Raw genomic sequence first — 17477 nt, forward strand, 5'->3', positions numbered from 1 at the left:
AGCGGCGGAGTTATTCCGCCCCCAGATCCTCTCCGTCCAGCACCCGCTCGATGAGGGCGATGGTTTCCTGAACGCCGTAAAGGGCGATGAAGGATCCCATGCGCGGCCCCTGCGACTGCCCGAGCAATGTCTCGTAAAGCGCCTTGAACCAGTCACGAAGGTTGTCGAAGTGGTTCTCATTGCCGACCCGGAACACCTCGTTCTGGATATCCGCGGCCTCCGCCCCGTCAGGCAGCCCTTTAAGTGCGACGACCAATTCTTCAAGCGCCTTGCGCTCCTTTGCCGTCGGCAGGCGGTATTGCTTCGTCGGTTTGACGAAATCGTGATAGTAGGCGATCGCGTAGCCGACAAGCTTGTCCAGCTCCGGATTGGTCACGGGCGTCGCGCCCTCGACATAGCGGGAAATGAACCCCCAGAGAACCGACGGCTCATGCGCATTCACGACCGCCGCGAGGTTGAGCAAAATACCGAACGTAATCGGCAGACCTTCGCTTGGCGGATGTCCACCATGGATATGCCAGACCGGATTGGCATATTGCTGCTTCGCCTCCTGCTCCGGAAATTTCTCAAGAAAGGAGAAATATTCGTCAACCGCCTTCGGGATGACGTCGAAATGAAGCCGCTTCGCCTTTTTCGGATTCTGGTACATGTACAGGGACAGGCTCTCGGGCGAAGCATATTTCAGCCATTCTTCGATCGTAATACCATTGCCCTTGGACTTCGATATTTTCTTCCCCTCCTGATCAAGGAAAAGCTCGTAATTAAATCCTTCCGGCGGCTGCTTGCCCATGATTCGGATGATCTTGCTCGACAGCGTCACACTGTCAATCAGGTCCTTGCCCGCCATTTCATAATCGACATCAAGGGCATGCCAGCGCATTGCCCAGTCGACCTTCCATTGCAGCTTACAGTGACCGCCGGTAACCGGAACTGTGACATCTTCATCCGTATCGGGGTCTTCATAGGTCACCGTGCCCGCCGTCTCGTCCCGCTTGACGATCGGGACCTGCAGGACGATGCCAGTCCGCGGGCAGATCGGCAGGAAGGGCGAATAGGTTGCGCGGCGCTCCGGTCCGAGCGTCGGCAGGATGACATTGATGATGGCGTCGTAATTCTTCAACACCAGCATCAGGCTTTCATCGAACATGCCCGACTTGTAGCATTCGGTCGAGGACCGGAATTCATAGTCGAAGCCGAACTGGTCCAGAAATGCCTGAAGACGGGCGTTGTTATGTTCGCCAAAACTATTGTGGGTTCCGAAAGGATCCGGCACCTGCGTCAACGGCTTGTTGAGATTGGCCGCCAGCAGGTCATGATTGGGTACGTTGTCGGGAACCTTGCGAAGGCCATCCATATCATCGGAGAAGGCGATAAGCCGCGTCGGAATGTCGGAGAGGATCGAGAAGGCATGACGAACCATGGACGTCCGCGCGACTTCGCCAAAGGTCCCGATATGCGGGAGGCCTGAGGGGCCATAGCCCGTTTCGAACAGGACATAGCCTTTTTCGGGCGCGGCCTTCGCATAGCGGTCCACGAGCTTTTTTGCCTCGACAAAAGCCCAGGAGTTGCTTGATAGTGCAATTTCCGCGTCCGTTGACATCGTAACCCTCACAGGAAGAATAGATCCTAAGAAAGCGCGGAATGTAGGCGTACAAGTGAGTGGCGTCAACGATCGCAAAGCAAATTTCGCGCGCAACAGGGAAAAATGGCCGATAATCACGACAGCACAACGGAAAACAGGAGAGTTTTGCTCCCCGACGCGCCGGTTCTGGTACTCGGCGGCGATGGCGGTTACTGGCTCACGCCCGATGGCGAAGTTGCCAAGACATCTGTGCAGCAAACAGCGGCACGGGTCGTTGATGCGCCTCCCCTGCTCATCCACCGGCTGAATTATGCGCGTCGGCTCGGTATTAATCCGTTTCCGGCGTTCGACCTTCTTGAGCTTTACGCCTTCGCTTTTCCGGCCAGACACTGCCTGCCAACCGCGCGAGGATTGGCCCGCGCCCTGAACCTGTCGCCACCCGGCAACCCCGAGGAACAAACGCTCCTGTTTTTCGAGGCGACAAATTCTATTTTAAAATTTTTAACCGGTTTAAATGGTAAAAATAGAAAAGAAGCTTCCGCCATCGCCATGACGATGGGACAGGCTGGCTGGAACTGGGCGCCTGCGGTCCTCGCCGCCCTTGGCCTTCCGGAAAGCCGGGACCGCTATGGTGGCCTCGATGCCTGGCGCGCGCTCCCTGAATGGCCGGACTACGCCCCCGAGCCGCCGCCGGATGATATCGCCGTCAGCGAATTCGAGGCGCGGGAGAGACTGAAGGAAATGCTCGGCGACAATGCGGAATCACGACCACAGCAGGCCGACTTCAGCGCCCTTGCCTCGCATGCCTTTTTGCCGCGCGACCAGGCGGATGCACCGAACCTTGTCCTTGCCGAAGCGGGAACGGGGACGGGAAAAACGCTTGGATATATCGCGCCGGCAAGTATTTGGGCGGAGAAGAATGGCGCCGCCGTCTGGATATCCACCTATACGAAGAACCTGCAACGGCAGATCGATGATGAGCTGAACCGTCTATACCACGATCCGGCGGAAAAATCGGAGAAGGCGGTCGTTCGCAAGGGGCGGGAGAATTATCTTTGCCTTTTAAATTTCGAAGAGGCGCTTCAGGGCGGCGCGGCGGCCCGTACTGAGCAGATAACGCTCGGGCTTATCGCCCGCTGGATATCGGCCACCCGCGACGGCGACATGGTCGGCGGCGATTTCCCGAGCTGGCTTCTGGAGCTTGAGGGGCGATCGCGCATAACGCGGCTGGCCGATCGGCGCGGCGAATGCATCTATTCTGCCTGCCCCCATTATCGCAAATGCTTTATCGAGAAATCGGGCCGCAAGGCCCGCAAGGCCGATATCGTGATCGCCAACCATGCACTCGTGATGATCAACGGGGCGACGCGGCCCGACGATCCCTTCCTTCCCAGGCGCTACGTATTTGACGAGGGGCATCATCTTTTCGATGCCGCCGACAGCGCCTTCTCCGCCCATTTGACCGGCCAGGAAACGGCGGAGCTCAGGCGCTGGGTCGCAGGGAACGATACCGGGCGCAAAAGCCGGATGCGCGGCCTCGAAAACCGTATCGGTGACCTGATCGGCGATGACGAGGCGGGCGCAGAGGCCTTGCAAAAAGCGATCCGCGCCGCGCGCAAGCTGCCGAGCGACGGCTGGCTTGCGCGTGTCCGCGACGGCGCCCCCAACGGCCCGATGGAGGAATTTCTCGCGCTCATCCGCACGCAGGTACTGGCAAGATGCAAGCAGCCGGACAGCCCCTATTCCATCGAATGCGCTATCGGCGAAGTCATCCCGAGATTGCCCGAAGCGGCCGACAGGCTCAACAAGGCGCTTGGCGCCCTATCCACACCGATGGCGACGCTCGGCAAAGTCCTAATTACGAGGCTGGACGAAGAAGCGGAAGATCTCGACAGCACCACCCGCTTTCGTATCGAAGCGGCGGTGCAGGGCATTTCCCGGCGCGTTTCTCTCAATATCGCGCCGTGGCGGTCCATGCTGAAAGATATCGAGGAGCCGACACCGGACGGCTTCGTCGACTGGTTTGCAATCGACCGCCTGGCCGGCCGGGACATGGATCTTGGCTTCTACAGAAGCTATATCGACCCGACTAAGCCGTTCGCCGACGTCATCCTCAAACCGGCACATGGGGTTGTGGTCACCTCGGCCACCCTCCGTGATAATTATGAGGAAACGGAAAGCTGGCAGTCCGCGGACATGCGCACCGGGGCGCATCACATGGTTTTGCCGCCGCTGCGCGCGCATCTTGCCTCTCCCTTCGATTTCGCGGCGCAAACCCGTATTGTGGTGGTTACCGACGTCCGCCGGGATCACATGAAGGAGGTTTCGGCCGCCTATCGCGAATTGTTCCTTGCCAGCGGCGGCGGCGCGCTCGGTCTTTTCACGGCAATCTGGCGATTGCGGGCCGTCCATGAGAATATCAAGGCGCCGTTGGCCGCGGCGGGTTTCGATCTCTATGCGCAGCATCAGGACGCGCTCGATACCTCTACTCTTGTCGATATCTTCCGGGAGGAGGAAAATTCGATCCTGCTCGGCACGGACGCCGTTCGCGACGGTGTCGATGTTCCGGGGAGGTCCTTGCGCTTGCTCGTCTTTGATCGCATTCCCTGGCCACGCCCGGACATCAAGCACAAGGCACGCAAGAAGGCTTTTGGCGGCAGCAAGTATGACGACAAACTGACCCGTTTGAAGCTCAAGCAGGCCTATGGCCGCCTCCTCCGGCGCGAGAATGACTTCGGCGTTTTCGTCATGCTGGACAGCATGCTGCCCTCCCGCCTCGCGTCGGCTTTTCCGCCGGAAGTGGAAATTCACCGCGTCGGTCTCAAGGAGGCGATTGCACTCACCCGCAACTTCATCGCCGAAAAAGAGCAGGTTTTGCGAAAAATATCATTGGATTAACGGGATTGAACCTCATATTCTGGGGGTAATTGTTTAATTTCAGACCGGAGAAACCGTCGTATGGCGACACTAAACCTGCATACTGCCCTTATTTCAACTATGGTTATCGTATCCGCGGCAGATCGCGAAATGACGGATCGGGAGTTATTCACGATCGGAGAAATCGTCCGTACGCTTCCCGTCTTTGCCGATTATGAGGAAGACCACCTCCCCGACGATGCAGCGGCCTGTGTCGACATGCTGAACGGGGATCAGAAGCTCGACGAAATCATCCGCAAGATCCGGGCAGTGCTGCCCAAAAAGATCTATGACACGGCCTATGCGCTCGCCTGTGACGTCGCGGTGTCGGACGGACAGCTCAGCCAGGAAGAACTGCGTATGCTGGAAATGCTGCGCCATGGTCTTGATGTCGACCGACTGACGGCCGCCGCTATTGAACGCGGTTCCGCCGTCCGATATGCCCGCCTCTGATCCAACAAATATTTGCCAAAACACTGCCGTCCGATAATAATCCCCTTTAACGACAAAAAGAGGGAATGGGAATGGCTAGTTTATCAGGGACATCTGTGGGATTTTTGGGACTCGGCGACGTCGGGCGGCCGGTGTTGCGCCGACTAAAGGCGCGCGGCGCCACCGTGCATGCGACGAGCCGGTCGCCGGCGCTTCGCTATAAAATGGCGCGCGATGCGGTCAATCTGTACAAGACACCGGCGGAAGTGAACAACGAGATACAGAACGGCATCATTTTCCTGATGCTTTCGAAACAGTCGCTGATTGACGCCTTCCTGACTGGGGAGGACGGTCTCCTGTCCAATATTGCGACAGGCGCATTAGTTGTCGATCTCGGCCAAACATCTATCGACGCAACAAGGAAATATGCCGAGATGGTTGAGGCGAAGGGGGCTCACTGGATGGACGCGCCCGCCCTTGGAAGCGAGCAGGATGCCATGGAGGGTCGTCTCACCATCCGCGCAGGAGGCCGCAAGGAGGATTTCGATCGCGCCCGTCCGCTGCTCGATGAGATTGCCCGGGACATAAAATACATGGGCGAGATCGGTGCGGGACAATCCGCAGTTCCGACTCTGTAGGCGGCGCGTTGTCACAATTGCGGGAGCGGGTTGACGGCGCGCTTCACAATTTCGCCAGACCGCCGATTTGAATGGTTCTTTAAGGGCATGCACCCTATCTTGTCAGAAGATCCAAGAGGACGCTGACAAACGACATGCTTGAGTATATTACCAATCACGAGCCGACAATTCGCCTGAGCTTCTTCCTCGGGACGTTGGGCGTCATCGGTCTATGGCAATCGCTGGCACCTAAACGCGAGTTAAGCGTGTCCCTGCTCTGGCGCTGGATCAATAACTTCGGAGTCACGTTTTTCAATACACTGATACTCCGGCTTCTTTTTCCGATACTCGCCGTCGGTCTTGCCGCCGTTGCAACCGCCAAGGGCTGGGGACTGCTCAACCTGATCGACCTGCCGATAGCAGTCGCCGTTATAATCGCCGTTATCATCCAGGATCTGGTGATATACTGGCAGCATGTAATATTTCACCGTTTCAGTTTTCTCTGGCGGTTTCACAAGATGCATCATGCGGATATCGATTACGACGTCTCCACAGGCGCCCGTTTTCATCCGGTCGAGATCATTCTCTCGATGCTGCTAAAGCTGGCCGTCGTCCTGTTGCTGGGCCCACCGGTCGCGGCCGTGATAATTTTCGAGGTCCTGTTGAGTTCTGTCGCCATGTTTAACCATGCCAACGCAGGCTTACCCGCGGGTATCGACCGCATCGTCCGGAAATTCATCGTAACGCCGGATATGCACCGTGTGCATCATTCTATCATCCGCGGCGAGCATAACAGCAATTACGGATTTAACCTGCCCTGGTGGGACTATCTATTCGGCACCTATACGGATCAGCCGTCTGCGGGGCATCAGGATATGACAATCGGTCTCAACGAGTATCAGAAAAGCCGCAAGCAAAGCTTTCTCTGGATGCTTGCGCTTCCGTTCCGGCGAGGATAAGCGTTCAGGCGGCCGGGCGAAGGTCCTTCTTGTCGAGGGTGAATGCCTCATATTGCCGCCAGAGTTTCAGAAAATCCGAAAGATGATGTTCGATTTCCTTGCTTGCATCACCATAAACATGCGCGTTGAAACGAAGCGCCTCCGCAAAATAATCCGCCGGGACGGCCGCGCTTAGGCGGCCAAGAATAATCATGCCTTCCTTCACATCATTGATATGGCCGAGATAATCCTGCATCCGGACAAGAAGATTGAAGCCTTCGGCTATTTTTTCCTCGCGGAAAAGAGCGGAAAAGAAGCGCAGATGATACCGCGAACGCTTGATATATTTCCGAAGATCATGAAGCTCATTTGCTGACAGACTTGCCACGTCGGCGCCCCGGTTCAATAGTTCGGTATTGCCTTCCTCGATCGCGGCGAGTGCAAACGGCGATATCGGCCCGCCCAGCACTTTCCGCGCCGTGCGGCCGAGTTTCGACGACCAGTTGCTCTGCAGCCATTTGTCGAAGGATTTGGAAACGCGCTCAAAATGTCCGCCGGAAATTTCATGAATGATGATGTCATACTCTTCAGTGCGCAATTCCTCACCGAGGCGCAACAGTTCTTTGGATACCCGTTTGAAGTCCTTTGTCTTTATGTCCGGCATAAGCGTACCGTCCATAAAAACATCCATATTGCGGGCATCACCGAGCAGGTTTCCGAAATAGCGGTATTCGCGGTTAAAGCCTGATCGAACCTCTTTGGGAATAATCGTCCGGAAAATATGAAGTGCGACCCGCATGCGGCGCACGCCGATACGTATCTGCATCAGCGCCATCGGGTCCCCCTCCAGCTTGAACTGGTGGAAATTTGCCTTCAGATGATGTGCGCATTCCCGGAAAATGGCTTTTGCCGCAGCCTCGACATCCATGTCTGCCCGTAATTCGATATCCGATAGCTTATGCACTTGGGATTTGGCTGACATGACGGCACTTTGGTTAGAATTATTTACCCGGAACGATAATGTACATATGCTAATCTGATCGATACAGGAAAAACAACCGAGAGAACAATACTAATGAAAAAACTGGAGGACTGGGTTGGAAATCAGATTTCCCGGGAGGAAATAATTCATCAGCAATCACTGGACGGCTTCGCGGCCCTCATGGACGAAGAGGAGCCCGCATCCAATATCGTGCCGCCGGGCGGGCACTGGATGTATTTTCTGCCGACAGACCGTCAGTCAAGGATTGGTCCGGACGGCCATGGCATAAAAGGTGATTTTCTGCCGCCTGTCGATCTTCCCCGCCGCATGTGGGCCGGCGGCCGCCTGGCTTTTCATGCACCGCTCCGCGCCGGAGAGAGGGCCAGGAAAACATCGACCGTCAAAAGCGTGTCTCAGAAAAAAGGGCAGACCGGCGCCCTTGTTTTCGTAACAGTCGAGCATCAGGTAACGACAGACGCGAGGCTCTGCCTGACGGAGGAGCATGATATCGTGTTCCGCGAGGCGGCCGGCAAAACAAGCGGATCGAGCAAATCGCCGCAAGCGGCGCCGGATGATGGCGAATGGGATGTAACCGTGACGCCGGATCCGGTCCTGCTGTTCCGCTATTCCGCGCTCACCTTCAACGGGCATCGCATCCATTATGATCGGGAGTATTGCAAGAATGCCGAAGGATATCCGGGTCTTATCGTTCACGGGCCTCTGCTCGGCACTCTGTTGATGCGCCTTGCCGTGAATAAGATGGGGGGACGTGAACTCAGGAAATTCAGTTTCCGCAATTTCAACCCGATCTTCGATACAGCGCCTTTTACCCTGAGCGGCAAAGCGGAGAGCAACGATCACTGCACAGTATGGGTTCGCGGCCCCGCCGGGGAACTCGCCGTCAAGGCGACGGCTGAATTCTGAATAAAAAAGGGGCTGCACAGGCAGCCCCTTTCTGATGCCATGCTTGCGCGGGCGTTAGTTATGCTTGTGCATCTTCATTTCCATGGCGCCGGCCTCTTTCACGGAGACCGTCACGGTGATTTCACCCGCCCGTGCAAAATTGAGTGTCAGCGGGAATTTCGCGCCTTTCGCCAAAGGCTCTTTCAGGCCCATGAGCATCACATGAAAGCTGCCGGGCTTCATTTCAACGGTTTCGCCGGCCGGGATCACCAGTTCCTCGACCTGAAACATGCTCATGACACCATCTTTCATCGCGCTGTTATGAATCTCCACCCGGTCCGCAACGGGACTGGATGCCGAGACAAGGCGATCCGGTTCACCTTCCATATTGTGCAGCGTGACAAATGCGCCCCCCATGGCCGCATTCGCCGGCCGTTCACGGGACCAGGCGTCCGTGACCATCATGCCCTTCTTTTCAGACGCATGTGACTGGAACATATCCGATTCGGCATTCAGAGCCACAACCCCGATAAACAGAAGAACCGGCAATAATTTCAGATATTTCATTTATATTTCCTCAATGGCTATAACTGCTCACGGATTGTCGCGGCGACCTCCTCCGGTGACACACCGTAGGAGAAAACTTTAATCAGGGAACCATCTCGATCCATCAGATAGGTGAATGATGTATGATTGACAAGATAGTATTCAGGATCCCCGTTTTCCTGCTTCTCGCCATAAACCCTATATTTGCGCTTGATTTCGTCAATTTCTTCGGCGCTTCCCGTTAATCCGACAAGCGACGGGTGGAAGGCGGCGACAAATTCCGCCATTGTCGCCACGTCATCGCGCTCGGGATCGACCGTCACAAAAATCGGGATTACCTGGTCCGCGTCTTTGCCAAGTTCTTCCATGACAAGGGAAATGGTCTGCATTTCAGTCGGGCAAACATCCGGGCAATTGGTAAACCCAAAGAATATCAAGAGAAGCTTTCCTTTGAAATCCTCGTCCGTTACTCGCTCCCCTTTGTGGTTGACGAGAGAGAAAGAGCCGCCGATTTGCGGCGCGCCAACGACGACAGAGGAACTGGTGCCGGTCTTCCCTCCACTCCAGGGAAGGCCGCCCATCATCCATAGGGCGATGGCCCCTGCACTGGCCAGCAGAAAAAAAGCGATCAGTAGTGCGAATATTTTATTCATCTAGTACGGCTGCTTAAAAATTCTGCATTATAACGGTCATTTGCCATGCATAGTTTCCCCGTTTCGCGATCACAAGATAAAAAGATAAACTGCGTCATTCTATCGCATGAGGTCATCTGTTCCTACGGATAGGAGATTGACCGTTTATTCTTCTGACGATACCCTGTTTGTGCGCAAACAAAATTAACTTCTGAATAGCGCTAACCGGTTGGCACCAAAATAATATATGAGCGTTTTTATTGCGAAGCGAGTCCTAACCCTGATTGCGACCCTCATCGGCGCATCGATGGTTATTTTTCTCGTCATGGAGATTCTTCCCGGCGACCCCGCGCTTGTCATTCTCGGGGTCGATGCAAGTGATGAGGCTGTACGCGCCCTAACCAAGGAACTCGGGCTCGACCGGCCACCGGTCGAACGCTACTGGAGCTGGATAACCGGCCTGCTGCAAGGGGAACTGGGGAACAGTTACGCCTACAAGGTGCCGATCTGGGAATTGATCGAAGGCGCGATGCTGATCACGCTGCCGCTTGCCGTGATGTCGATCGCCCTCAGCATCGTCCTGGCCCTCGTGATCGGCCTATATGCCGCCGCAAATCACAACAAGGCGGGCGATGTTACCTTGATGGGGATTAGTCAGCTCGGGATTTCCATTCCGAATTTCTGGCTCGCCATTCTATTGATAATTCTTTTTGCCATCGAGCTTCGCTGGCTGCCCGCCGGCGGATTTCCGGGATGGGATGAAGGCATTCTGGTTTGCCTGAAGGCGCTGTTGCTGCCGTCCCTTGCGCTGGCAACCGTTGTCGGCGCCATTCTTGCCCGTATCACCCGATCCTCGGTGCTGGAAGTATTCCGCGAAGATTATGTGCGCACCGCCCGCGCCAAGGGATTAAGCCAACGGGCGACGCTCTGGCGGCATGTGCTCCGCAATGCGCTGATTCCCGTCCTAACCGTTACGGGGATCCAGTTCTCGGCGCTGCTGACAGGGACAGTCGTCGTCGAGAATGTTTTTCATATTCCGGGCCTGGGTTCGCTGGTCCTCAAGGCCATCAATAATCGCGATACCATTGTCGTCGAGAATGTCATTCTGCTGCTGGCGACAATGGTGATCACCGTGAACTTCATCGTCGACATCCTCTACGCCGTCGTCGACCCGCGATTGAAGGCGCATGATATATGAGTGACACGCGTTCCCTATCCTTCCTGAGCCGATGTCGCCGTAGCCGCAGCTTCATGGTTGGCGGCATCATGACGGCATTTCTGCTGGTCTGCGCGGCCATTTCGCTCTTCTGGACCCCCGGGTCAGCCTACGACATTACCATCGCCAACAGATTTTTGCCGCCGTCTGCCGATCACTGGCTTGGGACGGATCGCTTCGGGCGCGATATTGCCTCGATGCTGATGACCGGCACCCAGAATTCCATCGTCGTTGCGGTCGTTGCCGTTTCCATCGGGCTTTCCATGGGCGTCAGCCTCGGCCTTCTCGCGGCAGCGCGGCGCGGGTGGACCGAGGAAATCATCATGCGGCTCTCGGATTTTTCCTTCGCCTTTCCGGCCATTCTCTCGGCCATCATGCTGACCGCAATTTTCGGCCCGGGCGGCGTCAATTCGATTCTCGCGATCGGGCTTTATAATATTCCGGTCTTCGCCCGTCTTACCCGGGGGTCGGCGAATGCCATCTGGGCACGGGAATTCGTGATGGCGGCCCGCGCGTCCGGCAAGGGGCGTTTACGCATCACTTTTGAGCATATTCTTCCCAATATCCTCTCGATCATTATCGTGCAGGCCACCATCCTGTTCGCCATCGCCATCCTGGCCGAGGCGGCGCTTTCCTACCTTGGCCTTGGCACGCAACCCCCCGAACCGTCCTGGGGGCGGATGCTGAACGAGGCGCAAACGCTGATGTTCCTGGATCCAATGCAGGCGGTCTATCCCGGCCTTGCCATTGCAACCGCCGTCTTCGGCTTGAATTTGCTCGGTGATGGCCTGCGGGACATCCTGGATCCAAGATTGTCGAGGAAACGGTAGATGAGCCTTCTTAACGTCAAGAATCTTTCGGTTATCCTCGCCACCAATGACGGCCCCGCACGGGCGGTTCGCGACCTCAGCTTCAGCCTTAACAAGGGTGAAACCCTCGGCATTGTCGGCGAGAGCGGCTGCGGAAAATCCATGGCCGCCCTTGCGCTCATGGGGCTTTTGCCGGAATTGAGCGAAACCAGGGGAGAGATCCTTCTCGATGAGGAAAATCTCCTCGACAAGACCGAAGCCGAGATGTGCCGGATACGAGGGAACCGCCTGGCGATGGTTTTTCAGGAGCCCATGACGTCCCTTAATCCCGTGCATACCGTCGGCAATCAGATAATGGAACCGCTGCAATTGCATTTGGGATTGTCGGAGAGTGCCGCGCGGGAGGAAGCGCTGCATCTCATGGACCGTGTCGGCATCCCCAATCCCGAAGCCAGGATCGACAACTACCCGCATCAGCTTTCGGGGGGGCAGCGGCAAAGGGTGATGATCGCCATCGCGCTTTCCTGCAAACCGGACGTCCTGATCGCCGATGAACCGACAACCGCCCTCGACGTGACTATTCAGGACCAGATTCTGGAACTGATCCAGAACCTGGTACAGGAAGACGGCATGGCACTCATCCTGATTTCACATGATCTCGGCGTGATTTCGGAAAATACGGACAATATTCTGGTTATGTACGGCGGCGCCGCCGTCGAAAAGGGCGGCACGGAACAGATTTTCAATGAACTCGTCCATCCCTATACACAGGGGCTTTTCGCGGCCATGCCGAAACTTGGCCGGGCCCGGACGATGCGCCTTGTGACCATACCCGGCACCGTACCGGACCTGATCAACCTGCCCGCGGGCTGCACCTTCACGGATCGCTGTCCAATTGCAACGGATATTTGCAGGAATACCCCACCGCCACTTGAGGAAATAGAACCCCGACACGCCGTCGCCTGCCATCATCTTCAGGAAGCGCGCAGCCGCAAAACGGAGGAGCTGTTTTCATGACGGATGAAAGCCGGAGCATCCCCGTTCTGGAAGTTCGCGATCTGGTACGCCATTACCGCCTGCCAAGGGAGAGCCTGTTTTCGGAGCCCGGTCATGTCTATGCGCTCAACGGCGTTACCTTCGAAATCCAAAAGGGCAAAAGCTTCGGGATCGTCGGCGAGAGCGGCTGCGGTAAATCGACTCTTGCGCGCAATGTCATGGCGCTGGAAGATACCGATTCCGGTTCCGTCAAGATTCTCGGCAAAGAGGTTGTCGGTCTCAGCTTCGATCAATTAAGGCCGCTCCGCCGGCATTTCCAGATGGTCTTTCAGGATCCCTACGGTTCACTGGACCCGCATCACACGGTTGGCCGGATTGTCGCGGAACCGTTGGCAGCGGTGGGACCTATCTCAAAGGAGGAAAAGGACAGCCGCGTCGCGGAGGCCCTTAAATCCGTCGGCCTCAAACCGCAAGATGTGAGCAAATATCCGCACGAATTCTCTGGCGGCCAGCGCCAGCGCATTGCCATCGCCCGCGCGCTCATCACCCATCCCGAGCTGATCGTCGCCGACGAGCCGGTCTCCGCCCTTGACGTATCGGTGCAGGCGCAGGTTCTCAATCTCCTGAAAGACCTGCAGAAGGAGTTTGGCGTCACCTACATGTTCATCAGCCACGATCTTGCCGTCGTCGAATATCTCTGTGACGAAGTGGCGGTCATGTATCTTGGAGAAATCGTCGAGAAGGGGCGGACGGAGGATATGTTCAACACCCCGGCTCACCCCTATACCCGTATTCTGCTGGACGCCGTCCCCAAGCCCGGATCAGGCCAAAAACGCTCGCGCATCAAACTCAAGGGAAATGTAACCGGCCAGACAGAGCGGCGCACGGGCTGCGTATTTCGTGACCGCTGCCCCATGGCGCAAGATGTCTGCCGGGAGGTCAAGCCCCCCTTGACCCCGGTCGGCGAGGCTCACCTGGCCGCCTGTCATTTTTCCGATGAGATGATAAAAAAGGCTCAGCCGCACTCCTAATAGGGGGTGCCATCCTTGTGCGTGAACTGCCATTTGCCGTCGGGGCCGAGAACCGCCTGCAGGTCATCCTTCGGGTAGCTGCCTTCATCGCCGGGCGTCCGATCGCCAACCTCAAGGTAGAGAACGTCCATATCCGTTCGATTAACAATCTGATGAGCGATCCCGGCCGCCGGAAACCCGGCGCAGTAACCCGGCGCCAGAACAATTTCTTCATCCTCAGTAATCAGCGTCGGCGAGCCTTCAAGAATGTAGATAAATTCATCCTGCTTGCTGTGCCGGTGAAGCAACGACGATTCTGCACCCGGTGCCAGCCGCGTAAGGTTCACGCCGAAATTGGAAATGCCAAACACGTCTCCGAGTTGACGCTTTACCCGTCCACTCATGCGACTGAAAAACGGTTCCGGGTAATTAGACGGCTTGGTGCGCGGGGCCACCTCGGTGGCTTTCACGGCGATCATGTCCGCCGTATTTCCTTCTGTCATGGATTGATACTTTCTCTTTTATGATCGACTAATCGTCTTTTTTGAAATCAAGAGCCGCGGAGTTAAGACAATAGCGCAAACCGGTCGGCTGCGGTCCGTCCGGAAAAACATGCCCCAGATGGGCGTCGCATTTATTGCAGATCACCTCTGTCCGGCGCATGAAAAAGCTGCGGTCCATGACCTCTCCAACTTTGGATCCGTCCATCGGTTCCCAGAAGCTCGGCCAGCCGGTTCCGGAATCGAATTTAGTTTCCGACGAGAAAAGCGGCTCCCCGCAGCAGATACAGTGATATGTACCCGCTTCCTTGTTGTCATGGTATTTGCCGGTGAAGGCCCGTTCCGTCCCCTTCTCGCGGGCAACGTGATATTGTTCAGGTGAAAGCTGCGCCCGCCACTCCGCGTCACTCTTTTTGACTTTTTCACTCATCTGAGACTTCCTTTTCCTTGCACCCTGTTGAACCACTAAAGCGCCAACCCACATAGAACATATGGCGCGCGCGCGTATTTCTCAATACTTGACGAATTCCGCCCATTGGTCGACAATGATTGCCAAGGACGCGTAGGAGACAAAATGAGCGAGGTTGTTAGCTTCGACGATCACTACTTAGCCCGATCGGCCAGAAACGCCAGATCGGGAATACCTCAACCGAACGTCTTCTTCAATCGTACCGAACTCAGCCAGATTTTGCAGGTATATGGGCGCATGGTCGCCAAGTCGGAATGGCGCGACTATGCCATCGGAGAGACCAAGACCGCCTGCATATTCGCGATTTTTCATCGCACGGCAGATCGCCCGCTATTCCGCATATACAAGGAACCCCGCCTTGCCTCCAAGCAGGGCGCTTATTCAGTCCTGAGCCAGAATGGACGTGTGCTGAAGCGCGGCCAGACCCTCGCCCAGGTCCTCAAGGTTTTCGACGCGAGACGGTTCAAGGCCATCGAAGACGACTGACCTGCTCACGCAAGGGTGAAACCGCGTGATTTGCTAATTCCCGTGCTCTGGCGACATTGTGGTCCCGTACAATGATTCCTCAATCATCGAACGGGACAAAGAAAATGAAACCCTACAGCACATGGATAGCGACAGGCGTCGCCATCATAACATTTGCCCCTCTCATTGCGTCTTCGACATTCGCGGCAGGCGACGAGGTCACGATAATCAATCTGACACAAACTCCCTGTCAGATCGTTGAAGCAGAAAACGGCGTCGATCATGGTTTCACGTCGACCGAGCAGGCGGACTGTGAAAAAATCAATGCGGAAACCGGCACAGACCGCGTCGCGAAATCGGAGGCTCTGACCCTCAAACCCGGCAAGTATATCTTCCGCGTGACCAACAAGGACGTCCCCTATTCGCTTGGCTTCTGGATCAGGGAGGAGGACTATAACTGGGCCAATCCGCTGCATAAGCTGAACAAGATCAGCGTCTCGGGCGGCGGGCTGGAGACCGGCACGACGCTAGACTACGAAGTCGAACTAACAGAGGGCGAGTATCTCTATTCCTGCCCGCTGAATACGACGCCGGACTATAAGCTGCATGTGAAAAGCTAGATCGGCAGTCCGAGCTTGCGATAGAGGAAACTCATCAGCCAGGCCGGCCCGATCAGCAGAAACTGCACATCCTTGAAGAACGAGGGTTTTTTGCCCTCGATCTTGTGGCCGACAAACTGGAATATCCAGGCAATCACGAAGGCGCCGACGGCAAACTGCCAAAGGGCAAGCCCGAAGGGCGGCGCGCTTGAATACAGCTGGATAAGGGCAAAGCAGAGGAACGTAAACAGCACCATTCCGATCGCCAGGGTCCAGGACAAAACGGCATAATAGATGACAGTCAGCAGCAACGCGATCGTCGCCCAGTTCAGATAAGGAACGCTCTGGAAGGATTCGGGGACGGGAATGACCCAGAGAAGTGCCACGATCGTCCAGAAGATGACAGGCACCGCAATCCAGTGGATCAGCTTGTTCGTACCGTTCTGATGGCTCTGGCCATATTCGTTAAGCAGGGCAAAAATGCGGCGGTTCCCGCCTTTTTCAGCAATTTGCGGCTTGGCCATGACTCTCTCCCATTAATGCGCCGATTTTAGTTGCGGCGTCTCGCCCGCGCCAGCAGCCGGGCATCCATGGGAACATCTTGACGGAAATTTGCTCGCGCTTCAAGAACCGGTAACGCAGTATCAAAATCCCCGGCCTCCAAAAGACTTGTGATCCAGGCAAGCTCGAACAGGTCGCGTTGCGCATGGCTGCCGCCGATTTTCTGATACTTCAGGCGGGCCCGGGATAAATGGCGAACAGCTGCCTGATAGTCGCCCTGGGCAATCGCAATAAAGCCGCGCGTGGACGGCAGGGCGACTTCCGCCCAGGCCTCCCGGGTTGTTTCCGGCGCCTCCCGCGCCATCTTCTCCATTCCTGCCATCAGACGCTCCAACGCGTCGCTTTGACCCGCCCGCGCAAGGGCGTAACCATAATGCATGTCGTAAAAGGGCTGGTCGTTCATCAGGGGCCGTTCCGCCACATATGCCCCGACATCCTGCCACCGGTCGCCAACATCGACGCCCAGCTGTTCCAGCCGCCAGAGAAGCGAAATCGCATTCACCTGATCGAGGCTGTAGGACTTGTCAACGCCCCAGACCTTCTCGTCATAAAGGGCGAGCGGCGTTTTAAAATCCTCGAGTTCCAGATAAAACAGCGCCTGATGCCACCAGTTATGGGTAAACATGAAACTGTTGCGGTCTTCCCATTCATTGGACAACGCATCCATCCATTTGATGCCTTCATCGTGACGCCCCTCAGTCAGCATGACATGAGCGACCGCATGATGTGCCCAGGGCTCCTTGCGTTGCATTTCCGTTGCGCGCCGACCGTCTTCCTCGGCCAGGTCCAGAAGGCTCGACTGCTCCCGTCCGAAGGCCCGCATCCCGTAGGCGTAAGCGCATGACTTGTGGCGGTCGATCACAGTGTCCGCGATCCAGAGCATGGTCTCGTCGTCACCGATGTTGAAAAAAGTATTCTGGGCGAGTTTGGCGCCGAAAAGATCCCCCGGATGATCGGTAACAAGACGGCGAAGTTTCTTGAGCAGGCTCGCGGGTTGATTGTCGTGTATATCGAGGATCGCCGATGTGAAAAGCTGCTCGCGTTCTGTGCCCTTGTCCATCGCCGACTTCGCCCGCGCATAATATTTACCGGCTATGTCGCGCCCGTCGGGCGACTCCATAAAGATCCCGAGCAACGTCGCATAGGCCGCCGCAATCGCACAATCGGGATCATTGTCGGACGCGTCGAAGATCGGCGCGAAATCCGTTCCAAAGCCGATGTAACTGTCGATGAACCGGTTCGTCGCATCGACGGTCTGATCGGACCCCGTACTCAGCTGATTTCCAAACATATCCTCGCGCATG

At 56.3% G+C, this 17477-nt stretch carries 19 protein-coding genes; 11 read left to right on the forward strand and 8 right to left on the reverse strand.

The window, feature by feature from the left end; genetic code table 11:
• Positions 1-10 precede the first annotated feature (10 nt).
• On the reverse strand, positions 11-1600 hold the full coding sequence (locus GQF03_RS13430) for a lysine--tRNA ligase (protein ID WP_161339810.1): 1590 nt from the start codon (positions 1598-1600) through the stop codon (positions 11-13).
• Positions 1601-1705: 105 nt separating this feature from the next.
• Here GQF03_RS13430 and GQF03_RS13435 point away from each other — a divergent pair, with 105 nt between their 5' ends.
• The 4 genes from GQF03_RS13435 to GQF03_RS13450 all read left to right on the forward strand — a co-directional run bounded on the left by GQF03_RS13435 (position 1706) and on the right by GQF03_RS13450 (position 6506).
• A complete protein-coding gene (locus GQF03_RS13435) occupies positions 1706-4480 on the forward strand; it encodes an ATP-dependent DNA helicase (RefSeq protein WP_161339811.1) in 2775 nt (924 codons plus the stop codon).
• A gap of 60 nt (positions 4481-4540) precedes the next feature.
• Positions 4541-4951 carry a tellurite resistance TerB family protein gene (locus tag GQF03_RS13440; RefSeq protein ID WP_161339812.1) on the forward strand — a complete coding sequence of 137 codons (411 nt, stop codon included), beginning with the start codon at positions 4541-4543 and terminating at the stop codon, positions 4949-4951.
• Positions 4952-5022: 71 nt separating this feature from the next.
• A complete protein-coding gene (locus GQF03_RS13445; protein WP_161339813.1) occupies positions 5023-5568 on the forward strand; it encodes an NAD(P)-dependent oxidoreductase in 546 nt (181 codons plus the stop codon).
• 134 nt (positions 5569-5702) lie between these two features.
• Complete coding sequence (locus GQF03_RS13450) at positions 5703-6506, forward strand: sterol desaturase family protein (RefSeq protein WP_161339814.1); 804 nt, start codon at positions 5703-5705, stop codon at positions 6504-6506.
• Between the two features lie 4 nt (positions 6507-6510).
• Here the strand turns inward: GQF03_RS13450 and GQF03_RS13455 are convergent, their stop codons facing one another.
• The gene (locus GQF03_RS13455; protein ID WP_161339815.1) at positions 6511-7467 is read right to left on the reverse strand and encodes a CHAD domain-containing protein; all 957 of its coding nucleotides are present in this window, start codon (positions 7465-7467) and stop codon (positions 6511-6513) included.
• A gap of 93 nt (positions 7468-7560) precedes the next feature.
• Between GQF03_RS13455 and GQF03_RS13460 the strand changes: the two genes are divergently transcribed.
• Entirely contained in the window at positions 7561-8391 is an 831-nt protein-coding gene (locus tag GQF03_RS13460) for an HTD2 family dehydratase (protein WP_161339816.1), read from the forward strand.
• Positions 8392-8445: 54 nt separating this feature from the next.
• Here the strand turns inward: GQF03_RS13460 and GQF03_RS13465 are convergent, their stop codons facing one another.
• Positions 8446-8937 carry a copper chaperone PCu(A)C gene (locus GQF03_RS13465; protein WP_161339817.1) on the reverse strand — a complete coding sequence of 164 codons (492 nt, stop codon included), beginning with the start codon at positions 8935-8937 and terminating at the stop codon, positions 8446-8448.
• A 17-nt stretch (positions 8938-8954) separates the two neighbouring features.
• Positions 8955-9569: an SCO family protein gene (locus tag GQF03_RS13470; protein WP_161339818.1), complete on the reverse strand. Its 615-nt coding sequence runs from the start codon at positions 9567-9569 to the stop codon at positions 8955-8957.
• 226 nt (positions 9570-9795) lie between these two features.
• Here GQF03_RS13470 and GQF03_RS13475 point away from each other — a divergent pair, with 226 nt between their 5' ends.
• Genes GQF03_RS13475 through GQF03_RS13490 form a run of 4 tightly spaced genes read left to right on the forward strand, consistent with a single transcriptional unit; the run spans position 9796 to position 13600 of the window.
• Complete coding sequence (locus GQF03_RS13475) at positions 9796-10746, forward strand: ABC transporter permease (protein ID WP_161339819.1); 951 nt, start codon at positions 9796-9798, stop codon at positions 10744-10746.
• The gene (locus tag GQF03_RS13480; RefSeq protein ID WP_161339820.1) at positions 10743-11594 is read left to right on the forward strand and encodes an ABC transporter permease; all 852 of its coding nucleotides are present in this window, start codon (positions 10743-10745) and stop codon (positions 11592-11594) included. The genes GQF03_RS13475 and GQF03_RS13480 overlap by 4 nt, the downstream gene beginning before the upstream one ends.
• Positions 11595-12590, forward strand: coding sequence for an ABC transporter ATP-binding protein (locus GQF03_RS13485; protein WP_161339821.1), 996 nt, complete (start codon positions 11595-11597; stop codon positions 12588-12590).
• Positions 12587-13600, forward strand: a complete 1014-nt coding sequence (locus GQF03_RS13490; protein ID WP_161339822.1) for an ABC transporter ATP-binding protein — start codon at positions 12587-12589, stop codon at positions 13598-13600. The genes GQF03_RS13485 and GQF03_RS13490 overlap by 4 nt, the downstream gene beginning before the upstream one ends.
• Here GQF03_RS13490 and GQF03_RS13495 read toward each other — a convergent pair.
• Both GQF03_RS13495 and msrB read right to left on the reverse strand, forming a co-directional pair.
• Positions 13597-14082 (reverse strand): cupin domain-containing protein, encoded by a 486-nt coding sequence (locus GQF03_RS13495; protein WP_161339823.1) that lies wholly within the window; start codon positions 14080-14082, stop codon positions 13597-13599. The genes GQF03_RS13490 and GQF03_RS13495 overlap by 4 nt on opposite strands.
• Before the next feature lie 28 nt (positions 14083-14110).
• Positions 14111-14509, reverse strand: a complete 399-nt coding sequence (gene msrB / locus GQF03_RS13500; protein ID WP_161339824.1) for a peptide-methionine (R)-S-oxide reductase MsrB — start codon at positions 14507-14509, stop codon at positions 14111-14113.
• 144 nt (positions 14510-14653) lie between these two features.
• Here msrB and GQF03_RS13505 point away from each other — a divergent pair, with 144 nt between their 5' ends.
• Together GQF03_RS13505 and GQF03_RS13510 are read left to right on the forward strand one after the other, a co-directional pair.
• A complete protein-coding gene (locus GQF03_RS13505) occupies positions 14654-15034 on the forward strand; it encodes a DUF2794 domain-containing protein (protein WP_161339825.1) in 381 nt (126 codons plus the stop codon).
• Positions 15035-15138: 104 nt separating this feature from the next.
• Positions 15139-15633, forward strand: a complete 495-nt coding sequence (locus GQF03_RS13510) for a hypothetical protein (RefSeq protein ID WP_161339826.1) — start codon at positions 15139-15141, stop codon at positions 15631-15633.
• On the opposite strand, the gene GQF03_RS13515 is transcribed toward GQF03_RS13510, so the two are convergent.
• Both GQF03_RS13515 and GQF03_RS13520 read right to left on the reverse strand, forming a co-directional pair.
• A complete protein-coding gene (locus GQF03_RS13515; RefSeq protein WP_161339827.1) occupies positions 15630-16136 on the reverse strand; it encodes an Mpo1 family 2-hydroxy fatty acid dioxygenase in 507 nt (168 codons plus the stop codon). The genes GQF03_RS13510 and GQF03_RS13515 overlap by 4 nt on opposite strands.
• Positions 16137-16162: 26 nt before the next feature.
• Complete coding sequence (locus tag GQF03_RS13520) at positions 16163-17476, reverse strand: tetratricopeptide repeat protein (protein WP_161339828.1); 1314 nt, start codon at positions 17474-17476, stop codon at positions 16163-16165.
• Position 17477: the final 1 nt, after the last annotated feature.

The sequence above is a fragment of the Sneathiella chungangensis genome (genome assembly GCF_009882935.1).
In the GTDB taxonomy this organism is placed as follows: Bacteria; Pseudomonadota; Alphaproteobacteria; order Sneathiellales; family Sneathiellaceae; genus Sneathiella; species Sneathiella chungangensis.

Coding starts and splice junctions, on each gene's coding strand:
- GQF03_RS13430 (WP_161339810.1), bottom strand. CDS start 1,600: ATGTCAACGGACGCGGAAATTGCACTATCAAGCAACTCCTGGGCTTTT.
- GQF03_RS13435 (WP_161339811.1), top strand. CDS start 1,706: ATGGCCGATAATCACGACAGCACAACGGAAAACAGGAGAGTTTTGCTC.
- GQF03_RS13440 (WP_161339812.1), top strand. CDS start 4,541: ATGGCGACACTAAACCTGCATACTGCCCTTATTTCAACTATGGTTATC.
- GQF03_RS13445 (WP_161339813.1), top strand. CDS start 5,023: ATGGCTAGTTTATCAGGGACATCTGTGGGATTTTTGGGACTCGGCGAC.
- GQF03_RS13450 (WP_161339814.1), top strand. CDS start 5,703: ATGCTTGAGTATATTACCAATCACGAGCCGACAATTCGCCTGAGCTTC.
- GQF03_RS13455 (WP_161339815.1), bottom strand. CDS start 7,467: ATGTCAGCCAAATCCCAAGTGCATAAGCTATCGGATATCGAATTACGG.
- GQF03_RS13460 (WP_161339816.1), top strand. CDS start 7,561: ATGAAAAAACTGGAGGACTGGGTTGGAAATCAGATTTCCCGGGAGGAA.
- GQF03_RS13465 (WP_161339817.1), bottom strand. CDS start 8,937: ATGAAATATCTGAAATTATTGCCGGTTCTTCTGTTTATCGGGGTTGTG.
- GQF03_RS13470 (WP_161339818.1), bottom strand. CDS start 9,569: ATGAATAAAATATTCGCACTACTGATCGCTTTTTTTCTGCTGGCCAGT.
- GQF03_RS13475 (WP_161339819.1), top strand. CDS start 9,796: ATGAGCGTTTTTATTGCGAAGCGAGTCCTAACCCTGATTGCGACCCTC.
- GQF03_RS13480 (WP_161339820.1), top strand. CDS start 10,743: ATGAGTGACACGCGTTCCCTATCCTTCCTGAGCCGATGTCGCCGTAGC.
- GQF03_RS13485 (WP_161339821.1), top strand. CDS start 11,595: ATGAGCCTTCTTAACGTCAAGAATCTTTCGGTTATCCTCGCCACCAAT.
- GQF03_RS13490 (WP_161339822.1), top strand. CDS start 12,587: ATGACGGATGAAAGCCGGAGCATCCCCGTTCTGGAAGTTCGCGATCTG.
- GQF03_RS13495 (WP_161339823.1), bottom strand. CDS start 14,082: ATGACAGAAGGAAATACGGCGGACATGATCGCCGTGAAAGCCACCGAG.
- msrB (WP_161339824.1), bottom strand. CDS start 14,509: ATGAGTGAAAAAGTCAAAAAGAGTGACGCGGAGTGGCGGGCGCAGCTT.
- GQF03_RS13505 (WP_161339825.1), top strand. CDS start 14,654: ATGAGCGAGGTTGTTAGCTTCGACGATCACTACTTAGCCCGATCGGCC.
- GQF03_RS13510 (WP_161339826.1), top strand. CDS start 15,139: ATGAAACCCTACAGCACATGGATAGCGACAGGCGTCGCCATCATAACA.
- GQF03_RS13515 (WP_161339827.1), bottom strand. CDS start 16,136: ATGGCCAAGCCGCAAATTGCTGAAAAAGGCGGGAACCGCCGCATTTTT.
- GQF03_RS13520 (WP_161339828.1), bottom strand. CDS start 17,476: ATGCGCGAGGATATGTTTGGAAATCAGCTGAGTACGGGGTCCGATCAG.